This window comes from Hymenobacter aquaticus, from assembly GCF_004765605.1.
Taxonomy (GTDB): domain Bacteria; phylum Bacteroidota; class Bacteroidia; order Cytophagales; family Hymenobacteraceae; genus Hymenobacter; species Hymenobacter aquaticus.
In genome coordinates, this window is the sequence record NZ_SRLC01000002.1 from 1,610,653 (window position 1) to 1,631,555 (window position 20,903).

General features: G+C 63.6%; 17 protein-coding genes. 8 read left to right on the plus strand and 9 right to left on the minus strand.

Going from position 1 to position 20,903, the window contains the following annotated elements; all coding sequences use genetic code 11:
- Positions 1-93 precede the first annotated feature (93 nt).
- Positions 94-477 carry a hypothetical protein gene (locus E5K00_RS19475; protein WP_135464938.1) on the plus strand — a complete coding sequence of 128 codons (384 nt, stop codon included), beginning with the start codon at positions 94-96 and terminating at the stop codon, positions 475-477.
- 406 nt (positions 478-883) lie between these two features.
- Here the strand turns inward: E5K00_RS19475 and ggt are convergent, their stop codons facing one another.
- Complete coding sequence (gene ggt / locus E5K00_RS19480; RefSeq protein WP_245328352.1) at positions 884-2,635, minus strand: gamma-glutamyltransferase; 1,752 nt, start codon at positions 2,633-2,635, stop codon at positions 884-886.
- 326 nt (positions 2,636-2,961) lie between these two features.
- On the opposite strand from ggt, the gene E5K00_RS19485 reads away from it, so the two are divergent.
- Positions 2,962-5,004 carry an alpha-amylase family glycosyl hydrolase gene (locus E5K00_RS19485; RefSeq protein WP_135464939.1) on the plus strand — a complete coding sequence of 681 codons (2,043 nt, stop codon included), beginning with the start codon at positions 2,962-2,964 and terminating at the stop codon, positions 5,002-5,004.
- An 83-nt stretch (positions 5,005-5,087) separates the two neighbouring features.
- On the opposite strand, the gene E5K00_RS19490 is transcribed toward E5K00_RS19485, so the two are convergent.
- Genes E5K00_RS19490 through E5K00_RS19500 form a run of 3 tightly spaced genes read right to left on the minus strand, consistent with a single transcriptional unit; the run spans position 5,088 to position 7,103 of the window.
- The gene (locus E5K00_RS19490) at positions 5,088-5,549 is read right to left on the minus strand and encodes a hypothetical protein (RefSeq protein ID WP_135464940.1); all 462 of its coding nucleotides are present in this window, start codon (positions 5,547-5,549) and stop codon (positions 5,088-5,090) included.
- Positions 5,550-5,555: 6 nt separating this feature from the next.
- Complete coding sequence (locus E5K00_RS19495) at positions 5,556-6,029, minus strand: YdeI/OmpD-associated family protein (protein ID WP_135464941.1); 474 nt, start codon at positions 6,027-6,029, stop codon at positions 5,556-5,558.
- A gap of 30 nt (positions 6,030-6,059) precedes the next feature.
- Entirely contained in the window at positions 6,060-7,103 is a 1,044-nt protein-coding gene (locus E5K00_RS19500; RefSeq protein ID WP_135464942.1) for a glycosyltransferase, read from the minus strand.
- A 190-nt stretch (positions 7,104-7,293) separates the two neighbouring features.
- Here E5K00_RS19500 and E5K00_RS19505 point away from each other — a divergent pair, with 190 nt between their 5' ends.
- Positions 7,294-9,744, plus strand: a complete 2,451-nt coding sequence (locus tag E5K00_RS19505) for a glycoside hydrolase family 31 protein (protein WP_245328353.1) — start codon at positions 7,294-7,296, stop codon at positions 9,742-9,744.
- A gap of 315 nt (positions 9,745-10,059) precedes the next feature.
- Positions 10,060-11,040 (plus strand): hypothetical protein, encoded by a 981-nt coding sequence (locus tag E5K00_RS19510; RefSeq protein ID WP_135464943.1) that lies wholly within the window; start codon positions 10,060-10,062, stop codon positions 11,038-11,040.
- 800 nt (positions 11,041-11,840) lie between these two features.
- On the opposite strand, the gene E5K00_RS19515 is transcribed toward E5K00_RS19510, so the two are convergent.
- From E5K00_RS19515 to E5K00_RS19530, 4 genes are all read right to left on the minus strand, one after another.
- Entirely contained in the window at positions 11,841-12,917 is a 1,077-nt protein-coding gene (locus tag E5K00_RS19515; protein ID WP_135464944.1) for a lipase family alpha/beta hydrolase, read from the minus strand.
- Entirely contained in the window at positions 12,914-13,840 is a 927-nt protein-coding gene (locus E5K00_RS19520; RefSeq protein ID WP_135464945.1) for a T9SS type A sorting domain-containing protein, read from the minus strand. The genes E5K00_RS19515 and E5K00_RS19520 overlap by 4 nt, the downstream gene beginning before the upstream one ends.
- A gap of 111 nt (positions 13,841-13,951) precedes the next feature.
- Positions 13,952-14,806: a rhomboid family intramembrane serine protease gene (locus E5K00_RS19525; protein WP_135464946.1), complete on the minus strand. Its 855-nt coding sequence runs from the start codon at positions 14,804-14,806 to the stop codon at positions 13,952-13,954.
- 71 nt (positions 14,807-14,877) lie between these two features.
- Positions 14,878-15,747, minus strand: a complete 870-nt coding sequence (locus E5K00_RS19530) for a hypothetical protein (RefSeq protein WP_135464947.1) — start codon at positions 15,745-15,747, stop codon at positions 14,878-14,880.
- Positions 15,748-15,908: 161 nt separating this feature from the next.
- On the opposite strand from E5K00_RS19530, the gene E5K00_RS19535 reads away from it, so the two are divergent.
- The 4 genes from E5K00_RS19535 (at position 15,909) to E5K00_RS19550 (ending at position 19,491) form a co-directional block, all read left to right on the plus strand.
- Positions 15,909-16,217, plus strand: a complete 309-nt coding sequence (locus tag E5K00_RS19535; protein WP_135464948.1) for a hypothetical protein — start codon at positions 15,909-15,911, stop codon at positions 16,215-16,217.
- A gap of 105 nt (positions 16,218-16,322) precedes the next feature.
- Positions 16,323-16,601, plus strand: coding sequence for a hypothetical protein (locus E5K00_RS19540; protein WP_135464949.1), 279 nt, complete (start codon positions 16,323-16,325; stop codon positions 16,599-16,601).
- Between the two features lie 194 nt (positions 16,602-16,795).
- Positions 16,796-17,542: an arylamine N-acetyltransferase family protein gene (locus E5K00_RS19545; RefSeq protein WP_135464950.1), complete on the plus strand. Its 747-nt coding sequence runs from the start codon at positions 16,796-16,798 to the stop codon at positions 17,540-17,542.
- A gap of 173 nt (positions 17,543-17,715) precedes the next feature.
- Complete coding sequence (locus E5K00_RS19550; protein ID WP_135464951.1) at positions 17,716-19,491, plus strand: glycoside hydrolase family 10 protein; 1,776 nt, start codon at positions 17,716-17,718, stop codon at positions 19,489-19,491.
- Positions 19,492-19,565: 74 nt separating this feature from the next.
- On the opposite strand, the gene E5K00_RS19555 is transcribed toward E5K00_RS19550, so the two are convergent.
- A complete protein-coding gene (locus E5K00_RS19555; RefSeq protein ID WP_135464952.1) occupies positions 19,566-20,852 on the minus strand; it encodes a hypothetical protein in 1,287 nt (428 codons plus the stop codon).
- Positions 20,853-20,903: the final 51 nt, after the last annotated feature.

Here is a 20,903-nt window from a genome sequence, read left to right on the forward strand (position 1 = left end):
AACGCCCGCCCAACCCGCCGCAGCAACGACCCGCGCACCCCGGCCGTAGAAAGTAGCTCAACCCCAACTCCCAACTCCCAACTCCCTACTGTCATGGCCCTTTCCTCCGACAACCTCAACGACCACCTCTATTCCACCAACCTGGCCCTGGGCGACCTGTTCAACAACCACACCTTCGCCCACGACCCCAGCGGCCTGATTCCGATTCTGGACAGCTGGGGCCCGCAGCTGCAAAACTCCCACAGCGCGGTGCTACAGGCGGCCGCCGACGAGCTGGGCCAGCTGAAAGGCTACCTGCAAAACGGCGACCGGCCCGGGGCCGCGGCCCTGATGCAGCGCTTGGGCGAGCAAGCCTCGCGGGCGGCCAGCAACACGCACGAAGTAGCCGGTGCCCACCTGCACAACGGCCTCGGCGACCAGCTGCGCCACCTGGGTCAGTTGCTGATTATGGCCTCCGGCAACCTGAAGTCAATGTAATTCCGCCACTTTCTTTCCGCCTCCTCTCACCAAAAAACCATCGGATGGCCACGCCAACCGACAACCAAGTGAAGTGGCGAATGAGTGAATGAGTGAATGAGTGAAGTGGGGTCGTTGCGAGGCACGAAGCAATTCGTCCTCTGCTAGCGACAAATGACTTTTCCCCGAAAAGCCCTTTCTCGTTGCGACGGGAAAGGGCTTTTGCTTGCACCGCGACGTTGCACTTCGCGAGTCATTAGAACAAGCTGTACGACCGTCGTTCAATGACTAGCGAAGTGCAACGTCGCGCTACGCAGTTCAGGCATCGGGGCTTTTTACAGTAGAAGGCTCGGCACATTTCAGAGGACGGATTGCTTCGTGCCTCGTAACAACCCCACTTCACTCATTCACTCATTCGCCCATTCACCTAATACCCCAGCGCCGTATCGTCGCCGCGGGGGTCGGCGCCGCCTTCGAGGCGGCCGTTGGGCAGCACCCGGATGGCGTCGACGCGGCCCCAGCGCCCCCGCGGGTTAATGGTGTAGCCGCGCTGCCGTAGCGAGTCGGCCGTGGCCTCGGTCAGGGCTGTCGGCTCGGCGTCAATCTGGTCGGGGAGCCACTGGTGGTGCAGGCGCGGCGCGGCCACAGCCTGCTGCATGCTCATGTCGTAGTCGACGACGTGCAGGATGGTCTGGAGTACGCTAGTAATAATAGTGCTGCCGCCGGGCGTGCCCACCACGAGTTGCAGCTTGCCGTTGCGGGTCAGAATGGCGGGCGTCATCGAGGACAGCATCCGCTTGCCGGGCGCAATGGCATTGGCCGTGCCGCCTACCAGCCCGTAGGAGTTGGGCACGCCGGCCTTGGCGCTGAAGTCGTCCATTTCATTATTGAGCAGAAAGCCCGCCCCGGCCACCACCACCTTGCTGCCGTAGGCCCCGTTGAGCGTGGTGGTGCAGCTCACGGCGTTGCCCTGGGCATCCACGATGCTGTAGTGGGTGGTCTGGTCACTCTCGTACGCGGGCAGGCCCGGGCCCGCCGTGACGCTTTTGCTCGGCGTGGCGCGGTGGGGCTGGGTGGAAGCCATGCGCTGCTGGTTGTAGTTGTGGTCGAGCAGCTGCGTCACGGGCACGCGGCCGAAGTCCGGGTCGCCGAGGTAGGTGGCGCGGTCGGCGTACACGCGCCGCTCGGCCTCCGTTATCAGGTGGACGCCGGTGGGCGAGTGCCAGCCGGTTTTGCGCAGGTCGAAGGGCTCCAGCATTTGCAGCATCTGGAGCAGCGCCACGCCGCCCGAGCTGGGCGGCGGAAACGTCAGCACGTCGTGGCCCCGATACTGGCCGTGGAGCGGAATACGCCACTTAGGCTGGTAGCTTTTCAGATCCTGCTGCGTAATCAGGCCCCGGCCGCGCTGCATTTCGCTGGTGAGCAGCTCGGCGGTGCGGCCCTCGTAAAAGCCGGCCCGGCCCTGGTCCCGGATGCGGGCCAGCGTCTGGGCCAGCTCGGGGTAGCGGATGGTGTCGCCGGCGTGCCAGGTGCCGTTGTCGGCGGCCAGGTAAGCCAGGGTTTTCCCGGGGTTATACTTCCGGAAAATGTCCCGGTAGGAGTTCAGTCCGCTGGCTTCCTTGGCCGTGAGCGGCAGACCGTGGGCCGCCAAATCGACGGCGGGCTGCACCACTTCAACCCAGCTGAGCTGGCCCAGCTTCTGGTGCAGGGCCACCATGCCGGCCACGGTGCCGGGCACGCCCACGGCCAGGTGGCCCGCCGTGCTCAAATCGTTTATCACGTTGCCCTGCTTATCCAGGTACATGTCGCGCGAGGCAGCCGCCGGGGCGGTTTCCCGGAAATCCAGGGCGCCTTCCTGCCCGTCATGGCCCCGGTAGAGCAGAAAACCCCCGCCCCCGATATTTCCCGCCACGGGCAACGCCACGGCCAGGGCAAACTGCACCGCCACGGCCGCGTCGTAGGCGTTGCCACCCTTTTGCAGAATCTCCAACCCGATGCGCGAAGCCGCCGGGTGGGCCGACACGACCATCGCCTTGGCCGCCGTAGCGCCCAGCGCCGGCGCAACGCTGGTAGCAGGGGCTGCGGCCGGCGCGGCCGGCGTAGAAGCGGTAGTGAGTGGGGTGGTGCGGGTGCAGGCCAGCAAGGCCGCCAGGGCCAGCAAGGAAAGGCGAGGGTTCATGCGGTGAAGATAGGCGAAGTAGCCAGGGCCGCGCACCCGCGTAAGTAAAAACGCCTTCGGGCAGCCGGGGCAGCCGGCTGGGTAGTAAACAAATAAAAATAATTTCTTTTACTACCAGAACAGTGGGTGTCGGGTGGTAGTAAAGAATTAAAAATATTTTTTTTTACTACCACCCGGCAGTCCGCCCGCTGGGACAAAAAGCGTCAATCAGGGCGAAGTCTTGGCAAACCCAGGCGTTGAGGTCGGCCGCGCGGCGTGCTACCTTGCGCCGGTCCGGCCGCTGTGCGCCGGGAATCGTAGATTGAGCTTCAACCTCTCCCGTTGCTATGGAAACTTCTTCCCTGACTGCCGCCGCTGAGCCCTCGTTGCCCCTGGTGCAAAACGACCCCTGGCTGGCACCCTACGAACCCGTTCTGCAAGCCCGCCAGCAGCGCCTGGAGCAGCGTCTGGCCGAAATTGTGGCCCAATACGGCTCCCTGGCCAAATTTGCCACCGCCCACCAGCGCCTGGGCCTCACCTACGACGGGCGCCGCCGGGGCTACTGGTTCCGGGAGTGGGCCCCGGCCGCCACCTACCTGTCGCTCACCGGCGACTTCAACGGCTGGGACCGGGGCGCCACGCCCTTGCAAAAAGGCCCGGATGGCGTCTGGGAAGTGTTTCTGGCTGATAAAGACTACGCCGGCCGCCTTACCCACGGCAGCCGCTACAAGGTGCACGTGGGCGCGGCCAACGGCGGCAAGGACCGCCTGCCGGCCACTCTGCGCCGGGCCGTGCAGGACGAAGACACCAAGGACTTCGCCGCTCAGGTGTGGCGCCCGGAGGCCCCGTTTACCTGGACCGACCAGAAGTTCCGCATTCAGAACTACGTCCGGGAGCCGTTCATCTACGAGGCCCACGTGGGCATGGCCACCGAGGAATACCGCCTGGGTACCTACCGCGAGTTTGCCGAAAAAGTCCTGCCCCGAGTGCAGAGCCTGGGCTACAACTGCATTCAGCTGATGGCCGTGATGGAGCACCCGTACTACGGCTCGTTTGGCTACCACGTGGCCAATTTCTTTGCCGCCTCTTCCCGCTTCGGCACCCCTGAAGACCTCAAATTCCTGATTAATGAGGCCCACAGCCGCGGCATTGCGGTATTGCTCGATGTGGTGCACTCCCACGCCGTGAAAAACGAAGCCGAGGGCCTCAGCAACTTCGACGGCTCGGGCGGGCAGTATTTCCACGAGGGCGAGCGAGGCAACCACCCCGGCTGGGACTCCAAGCTCTTCAACTACGCCAAGCCCGAAGTGCAGCAGTTTTTGCTGAGCAATCTGCGCTACTGGCTCGAGGAGTTTCACTTCGACGGTTTCCGCTTCGACGGCGTGACCAGCATGCTTTACCATCACCACGGCGAGGGGGTGGCCTTCGGCAGCTACGACCAGTACTTCGGCCCCGAGGTCGACGAGGACGCGGTGCTCTACCTGCAGCTGGCTACCACGCTGGTCCACGAGCTTAAGAAGGGCGCCCTGCTCATTGCCGAAGACATGAGCGGCATGCCCGGCCTCTGCCGCCCGATTCAGGAAGGCGGCATCGGCTTCGACTACCGCCTGGGCATGGGTATTCCCGACTACTGGATCAAGCTGCTCAAGCACAAGCGCGACGAAGACTGGAGCCTGGGCGAGCTGTGGTACACGCTCACCAACCGCCGCCTGGGCGAAAAAACCGTGGCCTACGCCGAAAGCCACGACCAGGCCCTGGTGGGCGACAAAACCCTGGCCCACTGGCTGATGGATGCGGCCGTGTACCACAACATGCACCGCGACGACCCCAGTGACGTGGTGGCCCGGGGCCTGGCCCTGCACAAGATGATTCGGCTGCTGACTTTGGCCCTGGGTGGCGAAGCGTATCTGAACTTTATCGGCAACGAGTTCGGCCACCCCGAGTGGGTCGACTTCCCGCGCGAGGGCAACCACTGGAGCTACCAGCACGCCCGCCGCCAATGGTCCCTGGCCGACAACCCCGACCTGAAGTACCAGTTCTTCCAGGCCTTCGACCAGGCGATGGTGACGACGGCCCGGCAGCGCCGGCTCTTGTCGGCCCCGCCGGCCAAGGAGCTCAACCAGGACAATACCAACCAGGTGCTCATTTTCGAGCGGGCCGGCCTGATCTTTATCTTCAACTTCCACGTCACGGCCAGCATTCCTGATTACCGCTTCTTCGTGCCCGAGCCCGGCCGCTACCGCATCATCCTGACTTCGGACGCGGCCGAGTTCGGTGGCTTCCAGCGCGTGGACGACTCCTTGATTTATGAGACCTTCGAGGAAGACGAGGTCAACAAGCTGAGTTTGTACGTCACCAACCGCACGGCTTTGGTATTAGCCCGGGTGTAGAATAAGGTGCGACAATACCAACAAAGCCGCCCCGGCCGCAGCCCGCGTTAGGACTGTTGCCGGGGCGGCTTTGTTGGCAAGTACTACTTCCGGGCACTGCTATTCTCAGAGGACTTGCTGGGTGCTATCATTGCCAACGGCAGGTAAAAGGTATTGCCGCGCAGGGTGTACGCCCGAGCCTGGTACTGCATCCCGTAATAGGTAAACAATGCGTCAGCCTCAGCGTACGGCTTAGGGCCTAGCTTCTTGTTCTTGTTCAACTTGCTGTAAAGGACGTGCTCGGTGTTGGTAGGTTCGAAGTAGTCGAGTAGTTTTCTGTACACCAAGAAATTGCGAATCGGCCAGATGATGAGGAAATACGCAATGCCGGGCATAACAATCAGATAGATAGGCAACCGCAGAATACCCCCGACCCCGTCCCGTAGCCGGAGCAGCTCATAGGCAGCTATAGCAGTGAAAACGATACTGCCCAGCAGTAGAATTTTTACGCCTTCCCAGTTTTGCTTGGTAAGCGCCGTGCGCAGCGCCTCGGGTATTTGGGGCATAGCTGATTAGCTCAGCTTTTTGCCGGCGCTAATCAATTCCACCGACTCCTTGATGCGGCGCATGCGGGTTTCGGGCTTTTTGGCGCGCTCGATCCACTGCACGTACTCGCGGCGGTAGGGGTAGGGCAGCTGGTCGAACTTGGTGCGCCAGCCCGACTGCGCCAGGGCCCGCTCCAGGTCTTCGGGCAGCTCGAACGAGGCTTCCTCGGTGTCGAGCTGCAGCACCACGTCGACCGGCAGGCCCCAGGTTTTGTCGATGGCCCGGCGGATTTGCTTGCCCACGGGCAGCATGTACTCGCCGTCCTTGTTCTGCACCAGCGTCAGGCGAAACGGAAACCCGTCGATGGTGCCGCGCACGTGAAACGGGGGCTTTTGCTGGAATGCCTCGCCGGGGGCAAACGGAATCAGAACCTGGACGCCGCCGTCGGTGTCATCCAGTTCCAGGGTGGCTGCAAAGCGTTGTTCGAAAGAATCGGACATGAAAAAGGGAATGCTGTGGGTCGCGCCGGCTCAGGCGCGGGGAGTCACATGGGTCAGTGCGTCGTTGATGGCCGCCGTGTCGTTGGCATCAATCACCCGAATCCGGGTTGCGGGAAGGTTGTAAAAGGACGTCAGGCGCTGGGCCAGCTCGTCGGTATTGGCCAGCACTAGGTCGGCCCGGCGCAAAGCTAAGCGTTCCAGCTCCAGAATCCAGCCCCGGTCGGCCGGCGAGTCCCGGTCGGCGGCCAGGGTCTGCACGTGCAGCACCAGGGGGCGGCCCGTGAGCTGCCGGATTTCCAGGGCCGCCAGCCAGGCGTGCCAGTCGGCGGCGTAGACCACCCCAAACGGCTGACTCACGGCCAGGGGCGTGGCAAACCGGGCGTACTGAATGACCCGGAAATTGAGGTCGGCGGCGTTGTCGGCGTTGTCCAGCGCCTTGAGGGCCTGCACGAACGAAGCCCGCGCGGCCGTCTGCTCGGCGGCGGGCGTGGCAGCCACCGGCTGACTGCTAGCCGCCGTTACGGGCGCCGCAGCCTCCTCCGGCGTCAGCGTCAGGTCGTCGGCGGCCTGGGTGAGGGCGGCGGCTTCTTCGGCCCCCAGCTCGTGGGTAGCCTCGGCAAAGATATCCTCGTTGAGCAGGTCCGGGCGGGAAGCCGGGGCCGCGCTGGCCGCCGGAGACGCGGGGCTCGGCAGCGCCGTACCCTGCACCACGGGCCGGGCGGCGGTGGTAGCCGTACCCTGTAGCGCGGCCACGGCGGCCGGAGTTTCCGGGGTCGGGGCCGAGGTGCTGGCGCCGGCGTAGGGGGCGGCCGGGGCCTGCCAGGAGCCGGGGGCAGCGGGGCGGCGGGCGGTGGCCTGGGCCGCCAGTTGGGCCGCACTCAGCAGGTTGAGCCGGATAACCTGGTCGGCTGAAGTTAGCGCCGCCGCCTCGGGCAGCTGGGGCACGATAACCGATACGGGGGCGTGCTCGGCCAGCTGGCGCGAGAGGCGCAGGGCCGCTACCGAAGCCGCGTCGGCCGCCGGGGCCGCTTCATCCCAGCCCAGCAATAACACGTTGAGAGGATGACTTTCCATAAGAATCAGGCGGTAACGACGAAAGAGAAGCGAAAGAAAAAGGGCTTGGTAGCCCTGTAATACGGTTTCAGCGGTTGCGGCGCTAATGTTAGGCAAAATTCGCGGGAATCATTTTTACCTTGCAGGCTTAATTGTTGCGCTTCCGGCCGGGCCGGAGTTTTTTTGCCCACTTCTTCCAGACGACCCTTCGATGGCCGATTCGATTCAGGAAAACAACTACATGGTCAATGACTTGGCCGCCAAAGGGAAGCAGGAGTTCTTCCCCGGTCAAGTCCTTTCCTGCACCCAGCAGGGCCCCGATTTCCTCTTCACCTGCGACAATGGCGTGCAACTTAGCGTGCAGGTCATTACCGACAAAATTTTACGCTTCCGCTACGCCACCGAAGCCGGCTTCGCCGCCGACTTCAGCTACGCCGTGCCCGCCGATCAGCCCCGGCAGGCCCTGGAGTTCCTGGAGTTTCGCGAGAAGCCCGACCACTACCGCATCACCACCGAGCGGCTGATCTGCACCATCAGCAAGCAGAACGCCGCCTCCCGGGTGCTCGACCGCTCGGGCACGCTTTTGTCGGCCGACGAAAAGGGCTTCCACTGGGAGTACGACTACGAAACCGGCAACGACATCGTCAAGATGAGCAAGCAGGTGCAGAGCGGCGTGCACTACTACGGCCTGGGCGACAAGCCCGACAACATGAACCTGCGCGGCAAGCGCTTCACCAACTGGGGCACCGACACCTACGGCTACACCAAGGGCTCGGACCCGCTCTACAAGAACATTCCGTTCTATCTGGAGCTGCAGCAGAAAATTGCCCACGGTATTTTCTTCGACAACACCTTCAAGGCCTCGTTCGACTTCGCCGCCGAGCGGGCCGATGTGACCAGCTTCTGGGCCATGGGTGGCGAGATGAACTACTACTTCATCTACGGCCCCACGCTCACCGAAGTCACCCAGGAATACACCCGCCTGACCTGCCCGCCCGAGCTGCCGCCCCTGTGGGCCCTGGGCTACCACCAGTGCAAGTGGAGCTACTTCCCCGAAAGCAACTTCCGCGGCATCGCCAAGGGCTTCCGCGACCGGAAAATTCCCTGCGACGCCCTGTACCTGGACATTGACTACATGGATGGCTACCGGTGCTTTACCTGGAGCCCGGCCCACTTCCCCGAGCCTAAGAAAATGGTGCGGGAGCTGGCCGAGGATGGCTTCAAAACCATCGTCATCATCGACCCCGGCATCAAGATTGACCCCAACTACAGCGTCCATAAGGAAGGCCTCGAAAACGACTACTTCTGCCGCCGCGCCGACGGCCCGCTGATGAAGGGCTCGGTGTGGCCCGGCCTGTGCAATTTCCCCGACTACACCCGCCCCGACGTGCGCGAGTGGTGGGCCGGGCTGTTCAAGGGCCTGATTCAGGAAGACGGGGTGCGGGGCGTGTGGAACGACATGAACGAGCCGGCTGTGTTCGAAAAGGGCACCTTCCCCGACGACGTGCGCTTCAGCTACGACGGGCACTCGGCGTCCCACAAAAAGGCCCACAACATCTACGGCATGCAGATGGCCCGGGCCACGGCCGCCGGCGTCAAGCAGTTCAGCTACCCCAACCGGCCCTTCACCATCACCCGCAGCACCTACGCCGGCGGGCAGCGCTACTCCTCGGCCTGGACCGGCGACAACATCGCCAGCTGGGAGCATTTGTGGCTGGCCAACATCCAGTGCCAGCGCCTGAGCATCTCGGGTTTCAGCTTCGTGGGCTCCGACGTGGGCGGCTTTATCGACACGCCCGACGGGGAGCTGTACGTGCGCTGGGTGGCCCTGGCGGCCTTCCACCCGTTCTTCCGCACCCACAGCTCCGGCGACCACGGCGACCAGGAGCCCTGGAGCTTCGGCGAGCAGTACCTCGACCTGGCCCGCGGCTTTATTGAGCTGCGCTACCGCCTGCTGCCCTACATGTACACCACCTTCTGGCAGTACGTGCAGGAAGGCACGCCGGTGCTGCGCCCCCTCACCTTCCTCGACCAGAACGACACGGAAACCTACCTGCGCATGGCCGAGTTCAGCCTCGGCGACCACCTGCTGGTGTGCCCCATCACCCAGGCCGGGGCCGATGGCCGCTGGATGTATCTGCCCCGCGGCGACTGGTTCTACTATTGGACCGACGAAGCCAAGCAGGGCGGTGCCGAAGTGTGGGCCAGCGCCCCGCTCGACCGGATTCCGCTGTTCGTCAAGGCCGGCGCCGTTATTCCGATGTACCCCTTGATGCAGTACGTGGGCGAGAAAACCGTGGACGAGCTGACTCTGCACGTGTACTTCAAGCAGGGCTCGGAAACCAGCGTCGTGTACGACGACGGGGGCGAGGGCTACGGCTACCAGCAGGGCCAGAGCACCACCCGCCGCTTCACCGTGACGGGCACTGCCACCGGCCTCACCCTGGCGCAAGCCATTGAGGGCGACTACCAGCCTAGCTTCACGACCTACCGCATCCTGTTCCACGGCCTGGGCTTCCCGGCCGGCGCTGCCACCGTCGACCAGGCCGCCGCGGCTTTCACCGCCGGCGAGTCGGAGGCCGGGCTGGCTTTGCCGGAGCTGGTGGTAGCCAGCTCCTTTGCCACGATTACCCTCAGCGCGGCCCCGGATACGGCCGGGTAAGGTATTTGTATATTTTAAGCAAAGCCCCGCTGCCTCAGTTCTGGCAGCGGGGCTTTTTTGCGCCCGTTGGGCCGCGGGTCTGCCCGGGGTTTCGGAGGCTGCTAAAAGGCCGTGTTGATCCTGCTAAAAGGGGGATTGGTGTAATAAATTATCGGCTGGCTGGGGCAACAGGTACGTTTGTATCATTCAACGGCCGCCAGACGACAAGCTGTGGTATCAGCTTGACAAGTGCTGCCGCCGATAAGCACCACCATCTTTTTCTCTCTTTTTTAACACACCTTTTACTGTCAGGTATTTATGAAATTTCCAGTACGTTTGAAGCTGTCCGCTCTGTTTCTCGGAGCCAGTGTTTTGGCCCTGTCGAGCTGCAGCAAGGATGAGTTGCATGATGTGAAGCCCAAAGACGCCGCTGCCGACTCCTCGTTGGCTGAAGTGCGGGCCGCCTGGGGCAAGTTTGTGAGCGACGTGCGGGCTGGTAAGCTGCTTGACCCCGAAGGGCAGTACGTGAAAGATGGCACCATCGTGCCCAGCGACGGCAAGAGCGAGCGGGCACACCGTCCGAAGTTCGATGCCCAGCGCCGCGACATGAAGACCTTCGCTACGTTCGGCTTTGGCAACGAGCAGCACCTCATGCTGATCGAGGAGCCCATTGATGGCGGTGGCTACGGCGGTGGCGGCGGTTACGGCGGCGGCGGCGGTACTTCTTCCTACCAGGGCTTTGCCAGCAGCGAAAACCTCGCCGCCTACACCGGCTCCGACAACCCTTCCGGCTTCATCTACGACCTCAAGATTACCAAGGGTGGCGACGCTCCGCTGGATGGCTACACCATGGTCCCCGTCGACCTGAACCGGGGTGCTGGCGGGCAGTATATCTACCTGACGTTCACCCGTAACCCCAACAAAGTACAGAAAGGATCGGAGTGGGATAACTACTGCATGAACGGCACTTTCAACGCTTGCAGCGGCCGCGAAGTAGTTGGTCCGGTACGGGCCATCTGGTCGGAGGCCTACAACACCGGTGGCGCATTTCACGCCTGGCCCGGCTTCACCTTCCCAACCTGGGCTCCCAACGGCCTGGGTGGCTGGAAGCAGCCTGACCTGAACGACGGGGCCGGTGGCGACTACATCTACGGCTACCAGTCGAAAGACACCCGCGACGGTAACCCCATCGAAGTAGGGGTAGTGTACGGTTCGAGCAGCAGCGTAGCCCCGCCCACGGGCTGGGTGCGGCAGGGTGTTGACCTGAACAAAGGCGCCGGTGGTGACTATGTGTATTTCTGCTACAAGCGCCGCTAGTACCTCGCTATTTTATTTTTACTCAGACAATTATTACGCTCTGATAGTTATTTAATCTAAATTAGTTATTTTATAAAAAGGCCAGCTCTCTTGTGAGGGCTGGCCTTTCGTTTGTGAAGCGGCCGGGAAGAATAAACAGCCGGAGCTTTTTCTGATACTTCCGTAATTGATTATTCTACTGGTTTGAAAAACGAAGGCCCGCAACAGTCGAAGTTGCAGCCAACTCGCAGAAGAGTAACGCAGGAAAGAGTAGCTATTCCCCAGAAGCTACCTCGGCCCGCCAGCCACGCGGCTACTGCTTCTCTGGAGGCCCGATAGACCAGCCAGAAGCATTCCTTGCGGCCCGGTATACACCAAGTAAGGTTAGTAATGAATTGAAGATCAACGTACAAGACAGAGGTGGTCCGTGCTGGGCAGCGACTGAGTGCCGGAGAAGGCCGGATGTAGCCGCTGGCCGGGGGTTGGTCCTTCGCAAGCGGGAGTTGGTGTAATTTATTTCAATCGAGGAAATGAAGTGGGTATGTTTATATCATCAGAAGCGCACAACCACATGTCAGGGCACAGCAAATGAGTAAGCCGTTAAGATTGTAAAGGATATTTTGTGAATAATGTTAATGATAAACACCATATGGTATTTTAGATAAAGAAGGGGAAGGTACTATTCTTATTTTATTCGATGGTTATGTTATTTTAAGATTACCTATTTTATTGCTTATTGTTATTTATAAAAAATAGCCTGACCAATTTTTGGTCGGGTTATTTTTTTGCTGGTAATCCAGGCGGGAGAGCGGGCCGTAGTGCTACAGGTGGTCCCGCAGATACTGGTATACCTCCGGGTTGGAAAGCAGGCCCGCGTGGCTTTGCTGGGCGAATATCCGGGTGTGGATCTGGGAGTCGGCGGGCGGGGCGGGGTCGCCGAAGATGCGGCCGACGGCACTGCCGGCTCCCACGAGGCCATCCCCGAAATAATGATGCAGCGCCGAGCCCGCCGTTTTGAGCAGGGAGCCCACCAGCACGTGGTAGGGCACGCCCGGCAGCGGCGGCACCAGCGTGCGGGGCGGCATCAGCACGTCATCGGCGTGGGGGTTCTGCCAGTCCTGGTCGACCAGGAAGGCGTGCCGCAGATCCTTGATGCCGTTGCTGCGCTGATCCATGGCTTTGCTCAGAAAGCGCGTCGGGGCCACGTTTATCTTGCGTAGCATCACGGAGGTCAGGTGGCTGTTTTGCTCCAAAAACGACCCGTCGTTGGGCACGCCCAGCAGAAACACTGAGCGCAGCTCGGCAACCCACGGGGCCGGCGTCGCGGGGCCGTGGGTGCCGTAGTAGCCCGCCGAGCGAATGACCAGGCCGCCCATCGAGTGGCCCACCAGCACCAGCGGCCCGACGGCCCCGGCGTGGCGCGTATAGAGCTCGGAGAGGAGCTGGCTAAGCAATTGGCCATTCTCGGAGATGTGCAGGCCGCTGTTGTAGCGCACATACAGGCAGCGCACCCCGGCTTCGCGCTGTAGCAGGGGGCCATAGCGCGGGGTATCGGGCGAACCGCTTTGCCAGATCATTTCGTCGCCCATCAGGCCGTGCAGAAATACGACGGTCGGCAGCGGCGGACCGGCCAGGGGCAGGTCGGCCACGGCCACGTCGGCCCCGAGCTGCCGGAAGCTCATCTGAATGGCCCGGTAGTCGTGGCGGGCGGCCAGCTGGTCGCCGATGGCCCCGTTGAGAATCGGCAGGGTGAAGTGGCGGTAGGCCTGGCCGGTCTGGTACAGGTAGTCGAGGCCCTGGACCGGAAGCGAAGCCGCCCTTCGCGCGGCGGCCGAAAAGCGGCTCCAGCGCGAAGGGCGGTCAGCAGAGTCACCGGTAGGTGAGGTAGGTTCGGTCACGGAATCAGGAGCTTTTGAACAACCGGGCCATCGGGCGTATCGAGCAGCAAGGTATACATACCCGCTTTCTGGCCCCGCAAATCTACGCGCCGCGGACCAAATGAGTTGGCCGCAGCCTCCGGCTGCCGCAGCACCACGCGGCCCGTGGCATCCGTCACGGTGAAGGCCGCCCGGCTCCAGCTGGCTTGCTTGGTGTGGGTCAGCAGAAACAGGCCATCGGCGCTCGGGTTAGGATACACCGAAACGGCGGCGTTGCGCTCCGCGTCGCGCGTGGGCGTGGCCGTGCCGCTCATCACCACATCGTCGATAAACAGCAACCGGCCGACCGTCGGCTCTTCCGCCGTGCTCGATACAAACAGGATACGGATAGAATCGGGGGCTACGGAGCTGATGTAATCCAGGGGCAGCGTCACGAGGGTATAGCCCGCGGCCGGGGCCAGCTCAATGGCCGCGCCCCCCACGAGCTCCGCCTCTGTGCCGTTCCATTTGGTGAGCACCACCTGGGCCCCGGCCGTTTCGTTGGCCGCGGCGGTGCCGGTGAGCTTATAGTAAAACTGCATGTTGGCCGGCCGGGCCGTAAACGGAATGCCGCCGGGGAAGTCCGCATCCAGATTGGGGTTGGACCCAATGCCCAATACGCCCGGGAAGGTGGCCCCCAGCAGGGCATTGGTTTTGGCTTCGAGCTGGGCCGCGTAGGTTCCGCCGTGCTTATCCGTAGTGCGGGTGGTAGTGCCGGTGGGCAACGGAAAGCCTATCGACGAGAGGATGTCGTCGAAGGTAAACCAGCCGGTCGGGGCCAGGGCGGCACCCCGGTTGGCCCAGGTTTCGAGGTTGCCGTTGGGCAGCGTTTGGGCGGAAGCCGCCGAGGCAGCCGTCAGGCCGCTGAGCACTACCAGGCACAGGCGTACAAGTTTGTTTTTCATAGCAAGCGGGGTTGATGTAGACAAGAGATGCGAAAACCGGCTCTGTGGTTGCCAGCTGCCCCAAAGGTAAGGCCTGGGAGGCGGTAAGTCCAATCACATCTTTGGGCGATGCTACTCTACCGGACGGGCCCGGGGCTTGAAAAGCGCGTAGGCCAGGCCCAGCAGGCTGCCCGTGAGCAGGCCGCCCAGGTGAGCCGCATTGTCGGTGGTGGTGCTGCCCAGCAGGCCGGCTTCCAGCTGGCTGGGCACCAGCAGCAGCACCAGCCAGAGCAGGCCGTAGCGCTGCTGCCGGCTCTGGGGCACGGCCCCCGTCACGGCCAGGGCCAGCAGCAGCCCGTAGAGGCCGAAAATAGCGCCCGAGGCCCCCACCGAGTTGATGCCCCGCGTGTGCCACCACACGCTGGTCAGGCTGCCGCCCACGCCGCTGAGCAGATAAAACAGCAGCAGGCGGCCCGGCCCCACCAACGACTCGGTGATGCGGCCCAGAAACAGCAGGGCCAGGGAGTTGAGCAGCAAGTGCGCCAGGCCGCCGTGCAGAAAGCAGCTGGTGAGCAACCGCCAGGGCTGGCCGTGCAGGGTAAGGGGCGAAAAGTTGGAGCCCCAGGCAATCAGGATGGCGGCCTGGGGCTGGAAAACGTTGGCGCCGCCGGCCACCATCAGGCCAAACACCAGGGCATTGAGCAGCAGCAGCAGCGGAGTAATGACGTTGCCGGCGCTGGGCCACAGCAGGCGCCGAAGCGTGTCGGCGGCCAACGGGTACCACGGCTGCTCTTCAGCCGGTGGGGAAGTGGGCGGGGCTACCGGCTCGGTCGGCTCCGTCGGCGGGACCAGGCCGCGCCGTTGCAGCTCGCGCACGGCGGCTTCGCCCAGGGCGGGCGGGTAGCGCCGGGCATTCTGAGCCATGTACAGCAGCTCGGCATCAGGTTTTTCGGCAAACAGCGCAGCCAGCTTCGAATCGGCAGCCATAGGGAGAGCAGGCAAGGGGAAAGTGGGATAGAAACCCGGCCGCCGCCGAAAAGTAAGCGGCAGCCCCGAATTTATACCTGCGGCGACGCCTGGCGGGCCTCTTCGGCTTCCACGCGCCGACGCAGCTCCTCCATGGGCCGGATGCGCCGCGCCGCCGGCACGCCCAGCAGCGCCTGGCGCAGCACCGTCACCGAATCGTTGAAATACATCAGGCCCTGGTCGAGGGGTGGGCGGCCCGACAGGTAGAGGCCTTTCATAGTAGTCAGGGTTTCGCGCCGCACCAGGGCCGCGTGGTGCATGCTGGCTACCCGCGCGCTCATCGTGGGTTGCAGCTTGTGGTCGTACACCAGCACGCTGGTCAGGCGCCGCCACTTATCAAGCGTCAGATCAACCTGGCCGGGAAAAGTTGAGTCGATGCGGGCGGCCAGGGCCTGCTGGTAGAGGTAGTCCGACTGGTTTTCGGCCTCCCAGAAGCGGCGGGCCAGCAGCAGAAACTTGCGTTGGGCCGTGGTATCCCGGCGCTCCGGGGTGGGCAGGGTGGCGGGCATCTGCCCCAGCTGGGCCGTCGTCAGGGAGTCGAAGGAAGGCAGCACGTGGGTTGGCACGGCCACCAGCTCCCGTTTGGGCACCGGCCCCAGCTTGTTTTTCCAGTTTTTGTTGCCCACCGGCCACCAATACAGCGCGGCGGCCAGCCCGAGTAGCCCCAGTAGCAGCGCCGGTAGCTGCCAGCGGCGGGGCGGGACATCGTCCGGCTCATCAGTCGCCTGCGCCGTTTCAGGAGCCGGAGCTACCGGCAGCGCTACTCCGCGCCGGGCCAGCTCCTGGCGGGCGGCCCGCACCAGGTCAGGGTGATAAAAGGACGGGTTCTGGGCCAGGAAAAGCAGCTCCGCATCCGTCTTGGACTGGAGAGAATCGGGACCGGGAGAAAGAGGGGCAGACATGGCGCAAGCTCAACGATAGGGGTAACGGGCCGCCTGTAAGTTGGGAAAAAGCCCGGGAAAAGCGGCCGGCTTTTGTCAACCAGCCCGCCCGCCCGGCGTATAGCCTGGTAAACGCCGGCCGCCCCCGGGCGCCGGCTTTCCTTCACCAGCCACCTCCTCGTATGCAAGATCCCCAGGAAATTCCCACCGACGGCCGCGACATTCAGCAGGCTACCACCTCCCAGTCGGAGCAGCGCCAGCCCGAGGGCCGGCAGGCGCCCGGCACCGAGGCTTTGCGCGGCCTCAACGCCGATGACAACTCCGGCAGCGGCGGCACCGAAGGCGGCCACGAAATCAAGGGTAAGCGCGTGAGCACCGGCCCCAACTACGACCAGCCCGGCAACGCGGCCGACGGCGACGTGGGCGGCAGCTCCACCTCAGCCGGCACCGGCGTATCGGGCGGCGAAACCGGGCAGGTTCCCCAGCTTTAATTGTTCGTTGTTCGTTGTCAGTTGTTATGCCGTTCAAACACAATAACGAACCACTGACAAGGAACCACTAACAACCAACAACTGACAACCAACAACCAAAAAATCATGTCCAATCATTCCAGCAATACTTCCGCCGACAGCGACGCCAAGCGCGTGAGCACCACCAGCCAGGGCCAGGACGAAACCTCGAAAAACGAGGCCGCCGCCACCGCCCAGAAAGCTCAGCCCGAAGGCCAGGAGCCGCAAAACGATGCCACCACCAGCACCCAGAGCAACATGGGCAACGGCGACGGTATCCGCGGCGAATACGGCGACGCCAGCCAGACCAACGGCATGGAAGGCGGCACCAAAGACGACGCCGACACCCGCAAAAACAACAACTAAGGCTTTCCACCCCAAACCTTAGCCGAGAAGCCGCCCCGGTTGCGCACAGCAGCGGGGCGGCTTTTTCGTGCGGTTGTGGACCGGAAAGCTGCGCTAACCCGGGCTGCTAGGGCATCTTTGGGGCTCATTGTTAGCTTTACGGCCCCGCGCGGCCCGCTGCCGGCGCGGTTTATCTTTGGACTAACTGACTTTCGATGAATTCCCTTGCGTATCTGGCGCACCTGCAGTACACCGGCCCGCTCACCGTAAATCTGCCCACGCTACGGGAACTGCAGGCGGCGCATCTGCTGCGGGTGCCTTTCGAAAACCTGGACATTCACCTGGGTCGCCCCATCGAGCTGGCTGGCAGCTACGCCAAGATTGTGGAGCAGGGGCGGGGCGGCTTTTGCTACGAGCTCAACGGCGCGTTTGCCGAACTGCTGCGCGCCCTGGGCTTTACGGTCCGGCTGATTTCGGCCCGGGTGCACACCGCCGGCAAGGAGTTTGGGCCCGAATTCGACCACATGGCCTGCCTCGTTACCCTGGGTGGCACCGAGTATCTGGTCGACGTGGGCTTCGGCGAGTTTAGCCTCGGTCCGCTGGCCCTGACGCTCGACGTTGAGCAGGCAGACCCGCGCGGCCGGTTCCGGATAGTCCGCCACGACGCGCAGTATTTGCTGGTGCAGAAGTTCGACGGCAGCAGCTTTCAGCCCGAATATCTGTTCAGCGAAACTCCACGGGAGCTGACCGACTTTGCCGGCATGTGCCACTTTCACCAAACCAGCCCCGACTCCCACTTTACCCGCAAGCGGCTCTGCACCCGGGCTACGCCCACGGGCCGCGTCACGGTCACCGGCAACACGCTCAAAATCAAGAACGGCGAGAGCCTGACCGAAACCGAGCTGGCCGGTCCGGCCGAGTTTGCCCAGGCCCTGCGCCAGTATTTTGGCATGCAGCTGTAAACGCCCGCGAAGAGCCGCGGCGGCTTTCTGGCCGGCTCAGGCGGGCGGGAGAGAGGTTTTCGGGTGAGTATGCGGCCCGGCAACCCGGCAATAGCGCCGGATTTTAAGCGGGCGGCGGTGGCGGGCGGCGCGGGGGTGCGTAATTTGCGGACGATTTTTCCGTTTCCGTGCTGATGTTCCGATTGATTGCCGCTGCCCGCCCCGTTGCTCTTTGCTTTGCTTTTTTCCTGCTGCTGCTCGGTTTCGGCCGGCCGCTCCGGGCCCAGGACGGGCCGCCCAAGCGGGAGCTGCGCGGGGTCTGGATTGCCACCGTCGAGAATATTGACTGGCCCAGCAGCCGCACGCTCACGCCCGAGCAGCAGCGCCGCGAGTACCGCCGCATCCTGGACGTGCAGCAGCGCAACGGCATCAACGCGGTGTTTGTGCAGGTGCGCCCCGCCGCCGATGCCTTTTACCAGAGCGAGCTGGAGCCCTGGAGTAAGTGGCTGACTGGCCAGCAGGGCAAAGTCCCCAGCCCAGCCTACGACCCGCTGCCCTTCCTGATTGAGGAAGCCCACGCCCGGGGCATGGAGTTTCACGCCTGGTTTAACCCCTACCGGGCCAGCATGGACTCCGTGACGCGCCGCCTGGCCCCCAACCACCCCTTTAAGCAGCACCCCGAGTGGTTTCTGCGCTTCGGCGGCAAGCTGCTCTTCAACCCCGGCCTGCCCGAAGTGCGCAACTACATTACCCGGGTGATTCTGGACGTGGTGCGCCGCTACGACATCGACGGGGTGCACTTCGACGACTATTTCTACCCTTACCCCGAACCCGGCCTCAAGATTCAGGACGACGCGGCTTTTCAGCTCTACAATGCCGATAAGCTGAGCCTGGCCGACTGGCGCCGGCAGAACGTGAACAAGCTCATTGAGCACCTCCACGACACGATTCAGGGCACCAAGCGCTGGGTGAAATTCGGCATTTCGCCCTTCGGTGTCTGGATGAACAAGTCGGCCCACCCCGACGGCTCCGACACCCGCGCCGGCCAGCCCAGCTACGCCAACCTCTACGCCGACTCGCGCCTGTGGCTGCAGGAAGGCTGGATTGACTACATCGTGCCCCAGCTCTACTGGAGCACCAACTTCAAGCTGGTGCCCTACGCCACGCTGCTGGAGTGGTGGACGCGCAACCACTTCGACCGGCACCTCTACATCGGGCAGGGCGCCTACCGCATGCTGGAAAATACCCGCTCCGACACGACCTGGCGCAACCCGCGCGAACTGCCGCGGCAGGTGCGCCTCAACCGCTCGTACCCCACCGAAGTCAGCGGCAGCGTGTTTTTCAGTGCCCGCTCCCTGATGGCCAACCCGCTGCACACCCGCGACTCGCTGCGGCAGAATCTGTTCCGCTACCCGGCCCTGGTGCCCACCATGCCCTGGCTGGATGCCGTGCCGCCCCGCCCGGCCCAGAACCTGGTGCTCACCCGCGCCGCGCCCGCCATTACCCTCACCTGGCAGCCCGGCCCCGTGGCCGCCGACGGCGACGTGGCCCGCTACTTCGTGGTGTACCGCTTCACCAAAGACCAGCAGCCCACCCCCGACGACCCGCGCAACATCCTGGCCCTGGTGCCCAGCCGCCCCGGCATGTCGTCGGTGCTGGTAGACACCAGCGCCGTGCCCGGCACCGACTACGCCTACTACATAACGGCCGTCGACCGGCTGCACAACGAAAGCTCGCCGGTGCGGGTAACCACCCAGGGCAAAGCCGCCGAGGTAATCGTGGCCCAGGCCCCGGTCAGCCAGCCCGCGGCTCCGGCCCCGGCCCCGGCTCCGGCAGCCCCCGTTACCCGGCCCGCGCCCACGCCCGCGCCGCGCCCGGCCGTCGTGAAGCCCGAAACGGCGGCGGTTACCAAGGTGAAAGTCAAGACCAGGAAGCGCGGCTTTTTCGCCCGGCTGTTTGGCAAGAAGTAACCGGCCCGATTCACTTCGCCCCACAAAAAAAACCCAGCCAGACGGCCGGGCTTTTTTTATGCGCAGGTCAAAACTTACAGGGCTTTAATGTCCAGGGTGAGCGTGACGCCGGCCGCCGTGCGGCTGATGTTGGTGACGGTGAAAATAGCGTACTGGTCGGTGTCGCGCAGTCGGGCAATGACCACGTCGCCGACTACTACGTTGTCGAGCTGGATAACCTGGGCCGTGGCCGCGGCCGTCTGGTACGCCTGCCGGATGCTGTTGAGCGTAGCGGCCGAGTAGATGGCGGCCGTAGAGCGCACGAACTTGGTCGGATTCTCGGCCTTCAGCTGCACGGTATTAGAAGCAATGCTGCTGATGGTCAGGTCCTTCGTGGTCGGTGGGCTGGCGGCCGGCACGCTGGTAAACGTTGTCAGGTCGTAAGCCGCCTGGTCGCCGCCGCCGGTGCCGGTGTAAATCAGCGTCGCCGGGCGAGTGGCCGCCAGCGGTGTGGCCGGGGTGGGCGTGATGGGCGGGGCCGTAGCCGTGGCCGTCCGGATGCTGGGCGCGGCGGCCGGGGCGGGTAGCGTGGGCTTGTCCTGGAAGCGCGACTTCACCTCGAAGCGGTACACGACGGGCTGGCCGCTGGAGCCGCTGGGCAGCGTCACGTCCACGTTCACGGTCGTGGCTGCCCCCGACTGTGCCCCGGTCCCGACCGGCACCCGCTGGCGGGCGGCGCGGCGCTCGGCCCCGGTGCCCACCTTCACGTAGGTTATCAGGCTGTCGATATCCTTGTAAAGCGTGCCGGTGGTGGTAATGGCGGTAGCCGAATTAATGCCGCCGTTGTTGAGCCGCACCGGGAAGCGCACCACGTCGCCGGGGGCCCGTGCCGCATCCGACGGCGCCGTCACGTTGGTGGCGGCTCCCACGGAAATGGTGGGCGTGGCCTCGGCCAAACGGAAGTTGAAGCTACGCACTTTGGTCTGCCCGTTGCCGGCTACCACCACGGCGTCCACGCGCACGTTGGCCTTGTTGGCCCCGGCCGGCACCGTGTAGTTCACAATCAGCGTATCGGCCCGGTTGAGGCGCGAATAGGCTGGCTTGTACGGAATGGTTTGCACCAGCACCGAGTCGCGGCCGGGCTCGACTTTCTGCAGAATCCGGATTTCGGTGATGGGCGCGGTTTGCTGGGCAAAGCGCAGCTCGAAGCTGACGTTTTCGCCCGTAGCGTACTTGGTGGTCGTGTTCAGGCTGTTGGCCAGGAAAGTCGGAATCTGGCCGCCTACTTCCTGGTAGGGCTCTTCCAGCTCTTTGTCGCAGGCGGCCAGCGCCGGCCCGAGCAGTGCCAGCAGCAGGGTGCGGCGGAGAAAAGTATAAGGCATAGGGGAGAAGTCTAGGAGGTGAATATCGAACCGAAACGCAGCGCGGGGCCG

Coding starts and splice junctions, on each gene's coding strand:
- E5K00_RS19475 (WP_135464938.1), top strand. CDS start 94: ATGGCCCTTTCCTCCGACAACCTCAACGACCACCTCTATTCCACCAAC.
- ggt (WP_245328352.1), bottom strand. CDS start 2,635: ATGAACCCTCGCCTTTCCTTGCTGGCCCTGGCGGCCTTGCTGGCCTGC.
- E5K00_RS19485 (WP_135464939.1), top strand. CDS start 2,962: ATGGAAACTTCTTCCCTGACTGCCGCCGCTGAGCCCTCGTTGCCCCTG.
- E5K00_RS19490 (WP_135464940.1), bottom strand. CDS start 5,549: ATGCCCCAAATACCCGAGGCGCTGCGCACGGCGCTTACCAAGCAAAAC.
- E5K00_RS19495 (WP_135464941.1), bottom strand. CDS start 6,029: ATGTCCGATTCTTTCGAACAACGCTTTGCAGCCACCCTGGAACTGGAT.
- E5K00_RS19500 (WP_135464942.1), bottom strand. CDS start 7,103: ATGGAAAGTCATCCTCTCAACGTGTTATTGCTGGGCTGGGATGAAGCG.
- E5K00_RS19505 (WP_245328353.1), top strand. CDS start 7,294: ATGGCCGATTCGATTCAGGAAAACAACTACATGGTCAATGACTTGGCC.
- E5K00_RS19520 (WP_135464945.1), bottom strand. CDS start 13,840: ATGAAAAACAAACTTGTACGCCTGTGCCTGGTAGTGCTCAGCGGCCTG.
- E5K00_RS19525 (WP_135464946.1), bottom strand. CDS start 14,806: ATGGCTGCCGATTCGAAGCTGGCTGCGCTGTTTGCCGAAAAACCTGAT.
- E5K00_RS19530 (WP_135464947.1), bottom strand. CDS start 15,747: ATGTCTGCCCCTCTTTCTCCCGGTCCCGATTCTCTCCAGTCCAAGACG.
- E5K00_RS19535 (WP_135464948.1), top strand. CDS start 15,909: ATGCAAGATCCCCAGGAAATTCCCACCGACGGCCGCGACATTCAGCAG.
- E5K00_RS19540 (WP_135464949.1), top strand. CDS start 16,323: ATGTCCAATCATTCCAGCAATACTTCCGCCGACAGCGACGCCAAGCGC.
- E5K00_RS19545 (WP_135464950.1), top strand. CDS start 16,796: ATGAATTCCCTTGCGTATCTGGCGCACCTGCAGTACACCGGCCCGCTC.
- E5K00_RS19550 (WP_135464951.1), top strand. CDS start 17,716: ATGTTCCGATTGATTGCCGCTGCCCGCCCCGTTGCTCTTTGCTTTGCT.
- E5K00_RS19555 (WP_135464952.1), bottom strand. CDS start 20,852: ATGCCTTATACTTTTCTCCGCCGCACCCTGCTGCTGGCACTGCTCGGG.